Here is a 14,989-nt window from a genome sequence, read left to right as displayed (position 1 = left end):
TGTGCGGGAATGGCGCAATTTAATAACTCTCGCCACTTGATACCTGGAAAACTCGCACACCGCATTCCCTGTACATGTCACAGACCGACTGCCGATCGTCGATCACAAATGCGACCCGCTCTCGGCCCACGCTGTCCAGCAATTCGCGTTTAACTACCGTATCTGGCCTGTGATCTCCTGATCTCCGCATCAGCAGTCGTGAATAGTGAATATCTGACGCCGCCAACCATTCTTCCGTCATCTGGCGGTACTCGTCTGGTCGTCCAGTGATGATGACGACTTCATATTCCGGAGTCAGGTTATTCACCCAGCGTACGACTACGTCAATTGGTGTATCGGCTGACATGCGTCGGAAGAACTGTTTCCAATTCTTCTTTCCCGGACCTTTGATGAAGTGCAGTCTGTGCTGTACATCTGCCAGCGTTCCATCAATGTCAACAATGACAATGTTCTTGTTCACGAACGCAAGCCTATCACCTCTAGCGTGGACCGCCAGATCATCATCACTGTTGCTTACCGTAGCGAGGGGGGAATGTCGAGCGCTGAACTGCGCCGATGCAATCCAGTATCAAACATTCACATTTACAGCCGAATCAGTAATGGTTGTGGCCGAAGCATTCACCACTGTATTCGTGCTCTGGCTCTGCATGAACGCCTGCAAGAGCTGCTCGCCGGGATTGTTCTGGACCAGACCCTGAGCGCGCGAGTCGTCCCGCTGTGACTGCGTAGCTGGCAATGCGAAGGTCTTGGCTGCACTTTGCGCATCCTGTGCGAACTTTGCCAATGCCTGCTGTGCTCCGGCAGCATCGCCCGACTGAAGCGCCGTTCCAATCGCCTGGAAATCATTCGTCAGCGTGCTGAGCGCGCTCGACAAGTCCGAACCCGTGCTCGACGTGCTTGAAGAACTCGAACTGCCGGGTACAGAAGCTGATGTCGAGGCGCTTGTGGACGAATTGCCAGACTCCGGGTCCGAGCTGTCGCTGCCTTCACTCACTCCGGCTGCACTGCTGCCAAACAGAGATTTAAGTAGCTGCGAAACCAAGCTGGATGCATCCGAAGCACTACCCGGGTGCTCAGGGTGATGTCCATTGTTCGCCTGCAGCGAATTCTTGATCTCCGCGAAAGCATGCGACGCACCGTCCAAGTCTCCGGATTGCAGGTCCTGATTCAATGCCGCGAATGCCGCTGCCATCGCAGCCTGACTTGACTGCGAATCGCTCGAACCAGTGATAGCGGAGGTGACAGAGGCCGACTGTGCATCCTTCGAAAGCGTCACAAAATCCTGCTGTGCGGCCTCGAGATCGCCGTTCTTCAAATCCTTGCCAATCTGCCTGAAGTCTTTCAAAAACTGCGACGCAGTCTGTGCAATTTCCGACGAACCACCCCCCACTCCGTTTATGGACATAACCCCTTCCTCACCTCTTTGCTTGAACGCTTCCTTCGCGAAGTGAGTCTATCGGCCACGTTCTTAAAAATCTTCACCGTCGCAGGGACAATGTCCCATCCCCAACCTCATCTGGAAGATGTTGTGTCATCCTGAGCGCAGCGAAGGATCCCTACCACCTCTCCCCGTGTCCAAGGCCCCCACTCTGTCAACCCCCATTTTTGCCGAATCCCTCCCAACCTGCTGATAGGCAGCAACATAGAGTTGACCTTCCTGCGATGGAATCACCCCTCCAATCTGCTACTCTGAATAGAGGGGTATAACGAGGCATCTAAGCCCTTTGTTTCCAAATTTTTGCGCGGAAATATAGGGGGAGGGGATCCCCCGTCCATCAGGCGGCAGCGACGCCGTTTTCGCGCAGATTTTTCGGCTTCTGCAAAAAACCGCTGCGCTCTTCCTCGAAAGCTTCGATCTCTTGCTTCATTCGGCGCTCATTCCAGTTCAGTGCTGGAGCCAGTCGCGTTGCGGCCTGACGCGTGCAATTCTCGTCCCAAGACTGGTCAAGAGCCATCGGCACGCGACGTAACAGGATGTCGCCAAGCGTCACTGCGTGCTCGTAAGTTACCGCTTCCACTGCCTGAGCCACGATCTGCGGCTGCCCGTCGAGGATCGGCATGCGCATTACAGGATTGTGCATTGCGGTCTGAATCACGCACATCGCGTGGCGCCCGTGCCAACGTGCTACTGCTTCAGCCGAGGTCTGCGGAATCCCAGTCACCGCATCTACCGCCATCGACCATTGCTGCAGCGTGCTCTCTACACCGCTTGCCTCGCCAATGGCGACTTGCCTTGCTGAGTGTTGGCTGGGCGTCAACCCCATCGTCTTCGCGGTACTCCGAGCAAGCGACATTGCGGTTGTAAGGTTCCCTCCGAATATGGAGAGCATGCCAAGCGCGCCTTCGTCTGCATGGTTGTGCAGGACGTGACGGCACACGCCTGCTTCGAGCGTGTTGTTGCCTCTATGCTTCATCCCTGCATACGCAAACGGCCGAACGCCCGTATAGCTGAATACAACGTCTGCCCGGCCCAGCTTTGCTCGGGGGAACATTGCCGAGACCGAATTGAGCAGGGAAGCGATCTCATCCGTGTCCGGTTGAGCCATTCCGGGATCGCTGCCGTGCACCATCTCGGTCGCGCCGACCTGAATCATGCCATTCCAGGGGACTATCGAGATGGACTGTCCACTTCTGACTTTCATCTGCAAGCCGATCGTCGGGGCATCGAGCCATCGCCGCAGCATCACGTGTGTGCTGCGCATCCCGCTCACAAGCCTGCTCTGTGCCGGAAGATCCGTCAGGTCGCGCACGCGATCGACCCACGGTCCGCTGGCGTTTATCACCCAGTCGCTTTCCACGAACGAGTGCTTGTCCGACAGCAGGTCGTGCACGAGAACTCCTCGCACGCGTCCCTCGGACGTCCGAATCGCCAGCACCTCGGCGTGATTGCGGGCCACGGCTCCATCCGCACATGCCTCCACTAGCCAGTCCGCGACCAGGCGCTCAGGGAAGTCGCACACCGCATCCTGATAGGAATAGAGCGACCACTGCTGATCTCCCGCGAGGCTGCGTTTGAGGGTTGCGACATGCGCGTCCGTGTCTAGTGCTGGAATCCTGCCGAACTTGCGATACAGCCATAGCGCCGCACGTATCTCGAGTGAGGAGTAGCGTGTGCCAGGCCCAACCGCCAATGCAAACGGCAACGGCTGCACTAGATGCGGTTGCTCCAGCAGCAGAGTTTCGCGTCCACGTAGTGACTCCCGCAGCAAGCCCAGCTCGCCCCGTTCCAGGTGACGCAGACCGCCTTCGATCACGCGCGTGCAGCGGCTCGTTGTGCCAGAGCCGAAGTCCTCCCGCTCCAGCAGCAGAACAGACTTCCGCGCACGTGCGCATTCCCTGGCCAGAGCTACCCCACTGACGCCTCCACCGATGATGGTGATATCGACTCGTTCCGGCAAAGGCCCACGTCCGAGGAAGCTGCGCATAGAGCAGATTAGATGCGGTGTGCTTCAGTCGGGTCGGCTGCATCTGGGGAGAAACTCTGGCTCGTCAGACCTGCGCCTCTTGCCACGAGCCCGCCCCGGCATCGAAACTGGTAATCATGACAACAGGCCAGCGCTTTGAACGTGCCGTGGAGATAATGCACCGCCTCCGCGCTCCCGGCGGATGCCCATGGGATCGCGAACAGACCTTCGACAGCATCAAGAAGTACACCGTCGAGGAGACTTACGAGGTCCTTGAGGCTATCGAGAACCGTGATTGGCAGGAACTTCCTGGGGAACTGGGAGACCTCCTTCTCCAGGTGCTGTTCTATGCCGAGATGGCCCAGGAACAGGGTCACTTCACCATGGATGACGTCCTCCAGACACTCAGTGACAAGTTGGTTCGCCGCCATCCGCATGTCTTCGGGGACGTGGAGGCTGAAACGTCTCGGGAGGTGCTGCAGAACTGGGAAGCGATCAAGACCCAGGAACGCGCTCAGAAGGACGGCGACGATGGCGAAGCCAAGCCGAAGTCGCTCCTTGCCTCCGTGTCCACCGCCATGCCGGCTCTGCTGGAAGGACTAAAGCTGTCCAACAAGGCTGCCCACGTCGGGTTCGACTGGCCCAACATCGAAGGCATCTTTGACAAGCTCCACGAGGAGGCAGACGAACTGAAGCAGGAGGTGGCCAAGATCCCGCCCCCCGGCCCCCAACCGATCGGCAGGGGGGTAGCCGGTGCCCGGGGTACCACCACCCCTCCCGACCTCCAATCCCGCCTCCAGGACGAGGTCGGTGACCTGCTATTCACGGTCGTGAATCTTGCACGGTATCTCGAAGTCGATCCTGAATCGGCGCTTCGACACACCAATCGAAAGTTTCGCAAACGTTTCGCGCATGTGGAGAACAGCTTACAGAAAGCAGGGAAGAATCCTGCCGATGCATCACTCGACGAAATGGAGAAGCATTGGCAAGAGGCGAAAGTGATCGAATGAGATTGGCAACAGTGAAAGTCTTGCATGTTGTTGCACCGACAATTTAGTGTTGCCAGTTATGAGATTTCAGCGCAGTTCCGGAGTCCTGTTGCATCCGACCTCGCTGCCGGGTTCGTATGGAACTGGTGATCTTGGACCCGAGGCTTTTTCCTTCATCGACTTCCTAACCGCCGCCGGACAGAATATCTGGCAGGTGCTTCCGCTCAATCCGACGGGATACGCGGATTCGCCGTACCAGTGTTTCTCAGCGTTCGCTGGCAATCCGCTGCTGATCAGTCTCGATCTGCTTGCAAAGCAGCAGTTGCTCACTCGCGAAGAACTGGCAACAGTCCCGGAATTTTCGACTACCTGCATTGATTACGGTCCTGTGATCGAGTTCCGCTTCCCGTTGCTGCGCCTCGCAGCAGAGCGGTTCTTCGCCACTCTTGAGGTAGCAGCGAACCGTGCGCGACGGGCCGCTTACGAAGAGTTTTGCCTGCAACAGTCATCGTGGCTCGAGGACTATGCCCTGTTCATGGCTCTGAAGGATGCTCATGGCGGAGTCAGTTGGACCTCGTGGGAGCATGAGTACGTTGTCCGTGATCCCGAGGCACTGGCCGGTGCGCGCGATACGTTTGCTGCTGACATTTCCGCCTATAAGTTCTGGCAATTCGAGTTTTTCAATCAGTGGAGCGCGTTGCGTGCGGCGTGCAACGCCAAGGGCATTCGCATTATGGGCGATGTGCCGATTTATGTAGCTCACGACAGTGCCGACGTTTGGACTGCTCGTCATCTGTTCTGGCTGGACGACAATGGCACACCGATCAAGGTTGCTGGCGTACCTCCTGACTACTTCAGCGCGACAGGACAGCTATGGGGCAATCCGACTTACCGCTGGGATTTGCTTCGACAAGATGGATATCGTTGGTGGATCGAGCGCGTGCGCGGCGTGCTGAAGATGTTCGACATGGTGCGCATCGACCACTTCCGCGGATTTGAGGCGTACTTTGAGATTCCGGCCAAGGAGACCACTGCTATAAATGGCACCTGGATCAAGGGGCCAGGCGCGGAACTATTCGCGGTGCTCGAGCGCGAGTTCGGTGAACTTCCCATCGTTGCCGAGAACCTTGGTGTTATTACGCCGGAAGTTGAAGCAATCCGGAATCAATTCAATTATCCGGGGATGGCAATCCTGCAATTTGCCTTTGGCAACGACCCTCAAGGACCAAGTTTCCGTCCGCACAATTACGCTCGCAACCTTGTCGCTTATACCGGCGGGCATGACAACGACACGACACGGGGATGGTGGAGTAGCGGTGTAGAGGGATCGACGCGAACCGAGGACGATCTGCGCCGTGAGCACGAATTCGCCATCGCATACCTGCACCTTTCTGATGACGAAGAGATTCAGTGGGCGATGATTCGTACTCTGATGGCGTCTGTCGCTGACACAGTGCTCGTCCCTATGCAAGACATTCTCGGGGCAGGCAGTGAGGCCAGGATGAATCTGCCCGGACGAATGAGCGGAAACTGGAAGTGGCGTTACGATCGCAATCAACTGAAGCCGGAAATGGGAGAGCGGCTGCTAGCCCTGGCGAAGTTGTACGACCGATAAACCTGCCCAATGCAGTTGAGTAATCGTGGAGGCAACGAATTTGGGAGCACATGCAGAAAAGCAGTGGAACGGACTCACATTACGCACTTGCCACACTGTCGGTGATTTCCGACAGGCCGTGGACCTGCAGAAAGAAATCTGGCAGTTCGAAGACATCGAACTTGTCCCAACACGACTCTTCGTCGTCGGCGAAAAGATCGGTGGACATGTGCTCGGTGCATTCGATGGATTATCGCTCGTAGCTTTCAACTATGGTCTAGTTGGAATCCGCGATGGGCATTCGTATATCCACTCACACATGCTCGGAGTTAAGGATGCATATCGAAATACCGGACTTGGTCGCGAGATGAAATTGTTTCAGCGCGAGCTAGCGATCGACCAAGGTTTCGATCTGATCGAGTGGACATTCGATCCGTTGGAAATCAAGAATGCTTACTTCAACCTGGAGAAGCTCGGTGCGGTAGTCCGTCGCTACGTGGTGAATCAATATGGAATCACTTCGTCGCCGTTGCAAGGTGGCCTGCCTAGCGATCGCCTGATCGCGGAATGGTGGTTGCAATCGCCCCGCGTCGAGAAGACGCTGGACTGCGGAAAGAGACCTGAAGTCGCTGTCATCGAGAAGGTGGAAGTTCCTGCAGAAGTGCCCGAGTGGAAGTCGCAACCGGAGACTCGTTCGCGTGCTGCCGAGATTCAGCGACACAATCGCGAAGCGTTACAGACATACTTCGACCAGGGATTGTGTGTCGTCGGTTTTGAACAAACCGAACACGGTGATGGTCGCTTCCTTCTTGGGCTCTGGAACGAGGCGAACTGGTAATTCCGCAGTCCGCTATCCGAAAACTTCGTGAGCTTCCTGTTCGGCATTGCGCCAGCGTTCGACGTAATTCTTTACTGACATAAAAGTGCGCGACTTCATGTGGTCCACGTAAAGAGTGCCGTGCAGATGGTCAATTTCGTGTTGCAGGATTCGAGCGTACCATCCTTCCGCATTGACGGAGTGTGCTTCACCATGCTCGTCCAGAAAGCGCACTCGCACGCTGCGATACCGGGGGACTTCGGCAGTGTAGCCTTGCACGCTAAGGCAGCCCTCGAAGAACTCGACTTGTGACTCGTCGGGAATCTCCAACTCAGGGTTGATAAGCACATGAAAATCAACGGGAACACGCCCCCGATCGCGCAACTGCTCGGGACTCCATGCCGAGTGATACTGCTGGCGATCTTCGATAATCGCGAGTTGCACCCCCAATCCGATTTGCGGCGCCGCGAGTCCAACACCCGGAGCGAGGCGTAAGGTTTCGAGCATGTCCTCTATCGTCTGCTGAATTTTCGGACTTGCAATTTCTTCTGGCGTAAGGGGGAGGGCCATCTGGCGCAAAACGGGATCCCCTGCCTGTACAATCTCGAGTTTCATTCGAGTGAGCTCCCCTTGGGCTTCCATTTTAGCCCTTGAGAGTGAGAAAGTATGTCGCTGCGAGTTAAGCGCAGGCCGGCTTTCTAGAGGAAGATACAGAATCCATCGCCGCTGCTGGACATCTGTATGCGGGTGAAAGGGAGGCGCACATGGCCGCCAGAGACTACTCACTTCAGCAATCATCCAAGCGCAATGATGCACTGCATTCCGCCCTTCGCCACCAACTTGAACATCGGCGCGGAGTTTTAGCAGAAGCCGTAGAAACAGCTCCGGACGGAGCGCAGATAGTTCAACTCCTGCATGACGTGGATGCCGCACTGGACCGCCTCACCGCTGGTACGTATGGAATTTGCGAGGTGTGCCACGACACTGTCGAAGATAATCGGTTGCTGGCTGATCCCCTCGTTAGATTTTGCCTCGATCACTTGGCCCCTAAAGAGCAAGCGTTCCTTGAACGCGACCTCGAGTTGGCGGCACAAATTCAGCGTCGCTTGCTCCCAAAATCCAACTTCCAAGCGGATGGTTGGTGTGCCGCTTACCACTACAAGCCGTTGGGAATCGTGAGCGGCGATTATTGTGATCTCGTGGTCGGACCAGACGAGCAGCTCTACTTCATCGTGGGGGACGTTGCCGGAAAAGGCGTTGCCGCTTCCATGCTGATGTCGAATCTGAGTGCGATTTTCCGCGCATTGATTCCCCTGGGCTTACCGCTTGCTGAGCTGATGGAGCGTGCAAACCGCATATTCACCGGAAACACTCTACCTACTCAGTTCGCGACGCTCATTTGCGGCCGCGGATTACACGGAGGCGCACTTGAGCTATGCAGCGCTGGCCACGTTCCTGCACTGGTTGTGACCGAGTCTGGTGTCACAAAGGTAGATTCGCATGGACTACCGCTTGGTCTCTTTGCCGATCAGAAGTTCTCGACGTCGAAGTTTCAAGTCGAGGCAGGGAACTCGCTGGTGCTCTTCAGCGATGGAGTTTCAGAGGCGCGATTCGAAGACGAAGACTACGGTTATGAGCGTCTGGCCGCTGCTGTGCAGAACTGCGTCGGCATGGATCCCTGCGACGTAGTGGCAAAGTGTGTTAGCGACCTGGAAAAGTTCCTTGGAGCAGCTCCCGTTTACGACGATCAGACATTATTGGTCGTGCAGAAACGCATCTGACATTCAGCAGCCTTCGCCATCATGAAGGCTGCGCATCTCTGTCTGGAGCGCTGCGCCATGAATCAGACCCCCTCGCGCCCCCTCGCCGTAACACCTTCCGAAGCTTGGCCCGCACTGCCGTTAAACGAATGGCGGGAAACCTACCACAACCTGCATATGTGGACACAGATCGTGGGCAAGGTTCGTCTCGAACTTACCGATCGCACGAATCATTGGTGGAACGTGCCTCTATATGTGAGCGCACGTGGCCTGACGACCAGCCCCATTCCATACACTAATTTTGTTTTCGAGGTGCAGTTCGACTTTATTGATCACAAGCTGTTGATCGACCGTTCCGATGGAACACGACAAACCTTACCGCTTGAGCCGTGCACGGTCGCCGATTTCTACACAAATTTCATGGGAGCATTGAGTTCACTCGGTATCGACGTGAAGATCTATGCCATGCCTGTGGAGGTTGTTGACCCGGTTCCGTTTGCCAGTGACCGGCTATACCGAGCTTACGACGCCGAAGCCGCCCATCGATTCTGGAGGATTCTCGTTTCGTGCGACGCTGTCTTTAAGCAGTTCCGTGCGAGTTTCACGGGAAAGAACAGTCCGGTGCAATTCTTCTGGGGCAGCTTCGATTTGGCCGTAACTCGATTTTCCGGCCGCCGCGCTCCAGAGCGTCCGGGCGCCGACCCAATCACGCGTGAGGCCTATTCACACGAGGTAATCAGTGCCGGATGGTGGCCAGGGGCAGGCATCGATGGCCCGGCGTTCTACTGTTATGCTGCACCTGAACCTGCAGGACTCGACAAGCAAATAGTCCAGCCCGAAGACGCGTTTTACCATCGGGAGTTGAAGGAGTTCATCCTGATGTATGACCGCGTGAGGGGAGCGAAATCGCCTGAGCAAACGGTGATGAGCTTCCTGCAGAGTACCTACGAGGCGGCTGCAGAACTCGGACATTGGAATAGAGCAGAACTGGAAATCGGCAGACCCGCGGCATGAGCACAGAGTTGCACACGACGGAGCGCTCTGGTACCGTGCACGGAATGAAGATCGAAGCCATTACACTCCGCGAAATTCGAATGCCGCTGGTCCATTTTTTTGAGACTAGTTTTGGGCGCACGACTGAACGCCGCATTCTGCTTGTTACTGTGCATTGCGAAGGAGTGGATGGCTGGGGCGAGTGTACCGCAGGCGAGCACCCTTTCTACTCCGAAGAGTCGACGGACACCGCGTGGTACGTCTTGAAGGAGTACCTCGCACCGGCGCTTGCTGGACTATCCATTGAGAGTGGGCGCGAGGCTCCGTTCCGCATGCCGGGTGTGCGCATGCATCGGATGGCCAAGGCGGCACTCGAAAACGCTGTCTGGGACGCAGAAGCGCAGATCAAAAATGTTCCGCTGTGGAAGTTGGTCGGCGGCGCACGCAAGGAAATCGCAGCGGGCGTTTCTATCGGGATTCAAGACTCGCACGAGCAACTGCTGGACAAGATCGCCGTCGAAGTTGTTGCCGGATATCAGCGCATCAAGGTGAAGGTAAAGCCCGGTTGGGACCTGGAAGTTTTAGCCAAGATACGTGCGAATTGGCCGAAGATACTGCTCTCCTGTGATGCGAACAGCAGCTACACGCTCGACCAGGTTGAGCATCTCAAGCAATTCGACCAGTTCCGACTGTTGATGATCGAGCAGCCGCTTTGGAGCGACGAGATTTATCTTCATGCACTACTTCAACGCGAACTTGCTACAAGTCTCTGCCTTGATGAGTCCATCCAGAACGCACGTCATGCACTGGCCGCCATCGAGATGAAAGCGTGTCGGATCCTGAACGTGAAACTTGGTCGTGTTGGCGGATTTGCAGAGGCAATTCGTGTTCATGATGTTGCGCTCGCCTCCGAGATTCCCGTTTGGTGTGGTGGGATGCTTGAGAGCGGAATCGGTCGCGCACACAATATCGCACTATCGACCTTGGTGGGGTTTTCACTACCGGGAGACATATCTGCTTCCGCTCGATATTGGCGTGAGGACATCATCGATCCGGAGATTGTGGTCTCGCCAGCGGGCACCATCGCCATTAGCGAACAGCCGGGACGCGGCTATGAGCTCAAATCCGACTTAATCGAGCATCTGACGGTGCGAAAAGAGACCATCCGAGCTTAGCGGCGTAATCGCGCGTTCTGAGAATTCTCTGTCTTCAGATAATTCAGTGCCTGATCTACCGACATGGGAGGTACGGGTTGGTAGTCCCAGGAGCTTTCGTCTTCATCGATGTGAATCGATTTAAGGAATAGTGCCTTACCGTCGAAATGAAGAATCATTCTCGTGGTGTCCCAATGTCCCGGCGTGATTTCGCTCTGCTGCACAACGAAGCGGCCACCTTTGTACAGTTTGCCGAGGATGCCCCAGCCGAAGTTCACGTCCTTGAATAAGGTGCCGTCAATGCTTGCAAGGCGGCCTGCGGTTTCGTCGATTAGCATTTCGCCTTGCATTCCTGTGAAAACCGCAGATTCGCGGCTGGGTGGGTTGAACCCGGGGCGCGCCACAAAGCGGATTCGATCGATCTTGTGTCCGTTCGCGTCCTGCGTAGTACCGATCAATTGGAAATCGAAAGCATCTGGGATAGTCGCGAGCATTTTGCTCGTCCGCTGATCGTCTTCCTGCCGTTCTTTTTTCTTGCGGTCAAGTTGTGCGGGCTCCCTCATTTTCCGGATTCGATCTTCCTCCATCTGCAACTGCTCAGGAGTGAGTGGCTTGCCATTGATGAGCACAACCCTGCTCAGGACCCCATTCGGTGTTTCCACGATGCGTTCGGTCTCAGTGTCGCGGCCACGCTTCTTTCGTTCCTTCCAAGTGAAAAGGTGCGAGCGCCGGGAACTGTCCTGCAGTTCGTGCTGGACTGCCATGGCCACAATTTCGCGTGGCGTTTGTTGCAACTGGGCAAGAGTACTGAGTGATAGAACGAATAGCAGACAGGTCAGGGCAAACGCGCGTTGAGGGTTCAAACTGCTCCGGTAGTGTCTTGAAGAAATCATCTTTATTGAAGAACGAACAGGCAGATTTAGAAGCAAATGGCGCGCGAGTTGTTGCAGGCGCTGCATATTACAGCAAGGAGGCATATGCCCGATCAGGTGTTCAGGGCGCGAACTCGCAGCAGCCTGCAAAGAGCTCTCAACGAGGGCGGCCATCAGGGCAGGCGTAAAATGTTTGGCAAGGCGATTGCCGCTAGCTTCGCGGTTCGCTATAGTCAAGTGAGCCGAAGGTTCAGCTGTTCCTTGTGATATATAAATCGGTTGGCCAATTTAGCGGCCGCCGAATGATGGGAGTGTTCCCAATGTGGAAAACCCGCAGAGAAGACGAAAAGCCGTTAGCGTCACCTACTCCGCAGCAGCCGGCACCGGTCGTTCCGGCCCCTACAGCGTACCAACCTCGCACTCTGGAGACTCCGAAAGTGGACATTCATCGCACTGATGTGGCGCACATTGGTAAGTCTGTGATCATTAAAGGTGAACTTACCGGCAGCGAAGATTTGTATCTGGATGGCGAAGTCGAGGGCAGCATTGATCTTCGTGAGCACAATCTGGTGATCGGTCCCAATGGTCGCGTGCGCGCGAACGTTTACGCGAAGGATGTTGTGCTTCAGGGCAAGGTCGACGGCAATGTCACCGGGGTGGAAAAGGTCGAGCTGAAGAAGTCCGCAGTGCTGAATGGAGACATCAATACTCAGCGCATCGTCATTGAGGATGGAGCGTACTTTAAGGGTTCGATTGACATTCGCAAGGGCGAAGCGAAGCCTTCCAAGTCTGACGCGCCGCGCCCGGCTGCGCAGGCCACCGCTGCAAACCCCCTGTTCAATGGTCCGGCTTCAAGCGCATCGGTGGGAGCTGAAAAGAAGTAGAATTGACGACATTGGCATCGGCGCACTCTGGTGTGCCGATCCACATTCTCCAGTCCGGTCAGGTTTCCTTTGGGTTTCTTTCGCAACATCTTTGGGGGTAGCGCCCAGCAGCAGTCCGCCGCTGGCGAAAGTGCTCCACGCATACCCCGCCGCTCCACAGGGTTCAACCAGTTCACCAGGGCCATTCTGCGTCCTGATGGGCAAAGGATCCTTGACCTAGGCTCGACATCCAGCAGCAACATCCAGTTCATTACCGGGCTTGGTCATAAGGCCTACAACGAAGATGTGCTGATGGAAGCGAATGCGAGCAAGCTGGTCATCCCTGGCCCTGAGGAAGGCAGCACAACCGTAGATGTTGAGCGGTTCCTGACTGAGAACCTGCAGTACCAGAACGAGTCTTTCGACGCCGTGTTGTTGTGGGATGTGTGTGATTACCTGGCAGAGCCACTGGTCAAGCCGGTTGTGGACCGAATCTACCAGATCACGAAGCCACAAGGTGTATTGCTGGCGTTCTTTCACACCAAGGACGCAGGCCACGAAGCACCGTTCTATCGGTTCCACATAAAGAGCGAAGACACTCTGGAATTACAGCAGGGCCCTCATTTCCAACTGCAGCGCGTGTTCCAGAACCGCCACGTCGAGAACCTCTTCCACGACTACACCTCGATTAAGTTCTTCTTGGGCAAGGAAAGCATTCGCGAAGTGTTGCTGGTGCGCTAAGCGGTTTCGAGTTCTTCTTCCAACAACTGCTTGTCATGCAGATCGGTGTAGTACCCGTTCAGCGCGAGCAACTCGTCGTGAGTGCCGTACTCTACGATCTTTCCATCGTGCAACACCGCAATGCGGTCAGCATTCCGTACGGTCGAAACGCGGTGTGAGATGAAGATTGTGGTACGCCCCTTCATGATGCCGCGAAGTCCGTTCAAAATGTGATCTTCGGTCTGAGTGTCGACACTCGCCAAGGCGTCGTCCAGCACGAGAATTCTAGGTTCGCGAATCACGGCTCGGGCAATGGCCGTTCGCTGTTTCTGGCCGCCCGATAGCGTGAGTCCGCGTTCTCCCACCGTCGTGTCGTACTTCTCGGGAAAACCCTCGACATCGTCGGCAATACGCGCGATTTCCGCTGCTCTTCGGACTTGCTCCTCCGTGGCGTTCTCGGTGCCGAAGGTGATGTTCTCGCGAATAGTTGCACTAAACAGGAATGTTTCCTGGGGAACAAACCCGATCTGCCGCCGAAGCGTTTCCAGAGGATATTCGCGGATAGGACGTCCATCGATCAGCACAGATCCGGGTTCAGCATCGGCAATTCGCGGAATCAATGAAACGAGTGTTGATTTTCCGGATCCGGTCGGGCCCACAATAGCCAAGCTAGTTCCTGCAGGGATTCGCAAGTTCACATTGCGCAATACAGGACTTCCGGGCTCGACTTTGGCTGTCTGACCCGTGTTCGCCAAGCTGGAACGCTGGTCATATGCGAACGTTAGGTTGCGGAATTCGATTTCGCCTTGGATCTCGGTGTCCGAAGGGACTGTTATGAGCGCTGGCTGATCGATAATTGCTGGTTTCTGCCGCAGGATTTCGTCGATTCTCTGCATCGAAGCAGTGCCGCGCTGGAAAATGTTGATGACCCATCCCAGAGCGATGATCGGCCACGTGAGTTGGATCATGTACGTCGTAAATGCGACGAAGCTGCCGACCGAAATTCGGTGGAGCAGTACCTCTTTTCCTCCCACCCAGAGCACGATGACCAGAGCGAATCCAAGCATCATCTCCAAAGTTGGCCAAAGCATTCCCATGAGCCTAGCCAGCGGCATGGACCGATTGATGTAATCGATGTTTTCGGTTTCGAAGAGTGCTATTTCCGAATCTTCCTGGGCATATGCTCGAATCAGGCGAGCTCCGGAGAAATTCTCCTGAGCGCGTGCGCTGATGTCGCTGAATTTCGCCTGAATTCTCTCGAACCGCTCATGAATTCTGGTGCCGAAGTACTGCACGATAACGCTGGCGATCGGCAGTGGCAAGAAGGCCCACAGAGTAAGTTTCGGGCTGATCTGGGTCATAAAGATCAGAGCGCCGGTGGTAAACACCAGCGTGTTGGCCGAATACATGATCGCTGGCCCGAGCAGCATGCGAACCGCATTAAGGTCGTTGGTAGCACGGGCCATGATGTCGCCCGTGCGTGTGCGCTGATAGAACCCCGCATCCAAGGCTTCCAAATGCCTGAACAGGTCATTGCGCAGATCAAATTCGATTTCGCGCGAAATTCCGATCACGATCCAGCGGGTAAGGAATTGGAATACTCCCTTTCCGGCTGCTGCGGCCACGAGCAAGCAGCACCACATGAGCAGCTTGCCATGCGTAACGCCGCGGTTCAGGTCGTCAATGATGAATTTGATCAGAAGCGGGCTTAGAATCCAGATGCCGTTATTGCAGAAAACAGCAACCGTGCCGGCAAGAAACCCCTTCCAATGCCGCTTCATGTACGGCAGCAGGGGGCGGAATTCTGACAATCGCAAAGCTAG

General features: G+C 55.7%; 14 protein-coding genes. 8 read left to right on the top strand and 6 right to left on the bottom strand.

The window, feature by feature from the left end; genetic code table 11:
• Nucleotides 1–19: 19 nt before the first annotated feature.
• From AC6IZD_RS10780 to AC6IZD_RS10770, 3 genes are all read right to left on the bottom strand, one after another.
• A complete protein-coding gene (locus AC6IZD_RS10780) occupies nt 20–460 on the bottom strand; it encodes a phosphatase domain-containing protein (protein ID WP_497783323.1) in 441 nt (146 codons plus the stop codon).
• A 108-nt stretch (nt 461–568) separates the two neighbouring features.
• A complete protein-coding gene (locus AC6IZD_RS10775; protein ID WP_497783322.1) occupies nt 569–1,405 on the bottom strand; it encodes a hypothetical protein in 837 nt (278 codons plus the stop codon).
• Nucleotides 1,406–1,775: 370 nt separating this feature from the next.
• The gene (locus AC6IZD_RS10770; RefSeq protein ID WP_497783321.1) at nt 1,776–3,425 is read right to left on the bottom strand and encodes a glycerol-3-phosphate dehydrogenase/oxidase; all 1,650 of its coding nucleotides are present in this window, start codon (nt 3,423–3,425) and stop codon (nt 1,776–1,778) included.
• A gap of 116 nt (nt 3,426–3,541) precedes the next feature.
• Between AC6IZD_RS10770 and mazG the strand changes: the two genes are divergently transcribed.
• Genes mazG through AC6IZD_RS10755 form a run of 3 tightly spaced genes read left to right on the top strand, consistent with a single transcriptional unit; the run spans nt 3,542 to nt 6,825 of the window.
• Nucleotides 3,542–4,414, top strand: coding sequence for a nucleoside triphosphate pyrophosphohydrolase (gene mazG / locus AC6IZD_RS10765; RefSeq protein WP_497783320.1), 873 nt, complete (start codon nt 3,542–3,544; stop codon nt 4,412–4,414).
• A gap of 58 nt (nt 4,415–4,472) precedes the next feature.
• Entirely contained in the window at nt 4,473–6,008 is a 1,536-nt protein-coding gene (gene malQ, locus AC6IZD_RS10760; RefSeq protein ID WP_497783319.1) for a 4-alpha-glucanotransferase, read from the top strand.
• A 40-nt stretch (nt 6,009–6,048) separates the two neighbouring features.
• Entirely contained in the window at nt 6,049–6,825 is a 777-nt protein-coding gene (locus AC6IZD_RS10755) for a GNAT family N-acetyltransferase (RefSeq protein WP_497783318.1), read from the top strand.
• A gap of 12 nt (nt 6,826–6,837) precedes the next feature.
• On the opposite strand, the gene def is transcribed toward AC6IZD_RS10755, so the two are convergent.
• Nucleotides 6,838–7,419, bottom strand: a complete 582-nt coding sequence (gene def, locus AC6IZD_RS10750) for a peptide deformylase (protein ID WP_497783317.1) — start codon at nt 7,417–7,419, stop codon at nt 6,838–6,840.
• Between the two features lie 149 nt (nt 7,420–7,568).
• Here def and AC6IZD_RS10745 point away from each other — a divergent pair, with 149 nt between their 5' ends.
• From AC6IZD_RS10745 to menC, 3 genes are read left to right on the top strand one after another with little or no spacing between them, the layout of a single operon-like run.
• Entirely contained in the window at nt 7,569–8,585 is a 1,017-nt protein-coding gene (locus AC6IZD_RS10745) for a PP2C family protein-serine/threonine phosphatase (protein ID WP_497783316.1), read from the top strand.
• A 57-nt stretch (nt 8,586–8,642) separates the two neighbouring features.
• Nucleotides 8,643–9,578, top strand: a complete 936-nt coding sequence (locus AC6IZD_RS10740; protein WP_497783315.1) for a DUF5996 family protein — start codon at nt 8,643–8,645, stop codon at nt 9,576–9,578.
• Nucleotides 9,575–10,732, top strand: coding sequence for an o-succinylbenzoate synthase (gene menC / locus AC6IZD_RS10735; protein WP_497783314.1), 1,158 nt, complete (start codon nt 9,575–9,577; stop codon nt 10,730–10,732). Before AC6IZD_RS10740 ends, menC begins: the two co-directional genes overlap by 4 nt.
• On the opposite strand, the gene AC6IZD_RS10730 is transcribed toward menC, so the two are convergent.
• Nucleotides 10,729–11,475, bottom strand: coding sequence for a hypothetical protein (locus tag AC6IZD_RS10730; RefSeq protein WP_497783313.1), 747 nt, complete (start codon nt 11,473–11,475; stop codon nt 10,729–10,731). The genes menC and AC6IZD_RS10730 overlap by 4 nt on opposite strands.
• A gap of 428 nt (nt 11,476–11,903) precedes the next feature.
• Here AC6IZD_RS10730 and AC6IZD_RS10725 point away from each other — a divergent pair, with 428 nt between their 5' ends.
• The gene (locus tag AC6IZD_RS10725; protein WP_497783312.1) at nt 11,904–12,467 is read left to right on the top strand and encodes a bactofilin family protein; all 564 of its coding nucleotides are present in this window, start codon (nt 11,904–11,906) and stop codon (nt 12,465–12,467) included.
• A gap of 69 nt (nt 12,468–12,536) precedes the next feature.
• A complete protein-coding gene (locus AC6IZD_RS10720) occupies nt 12,537–13,187 on the top strand; it encodes a methyltransferase domain-containing protein (protein WP_497783311.1) in 651 nt (216 codons plus the stop codon).
• On the opposite strand, the gene AC6IZD_RS10715 is transcribed toward AC6IZD_RS10720, so the two are convergent.
• Nucleotides 13,184–14,947, bottom strand: a complete 1,764-nt coding sequence (locus AC6IZD_RS10715) for an ABC transporter ATP-binding protein (RefSeq protein ID WP_497787573.1) — start codon at nt 14,945–14,947, stop codon at nt 13,184–13,186. The genes AC6IZD_RS10720 and AC6IZD_RS10715 overlap by 4 nt on opposite strands.
• Nucleotides 14,948–14,989 lie beyond the last annotated feature (42 nt).

It is taken from the genome of Koromonas humicola (genome assembly GCF_059726255.1).
Note: the sequence above shows the minus strand (reverse complement) of the source record. Positions and strands in the feature narration are given on the sequence as shown.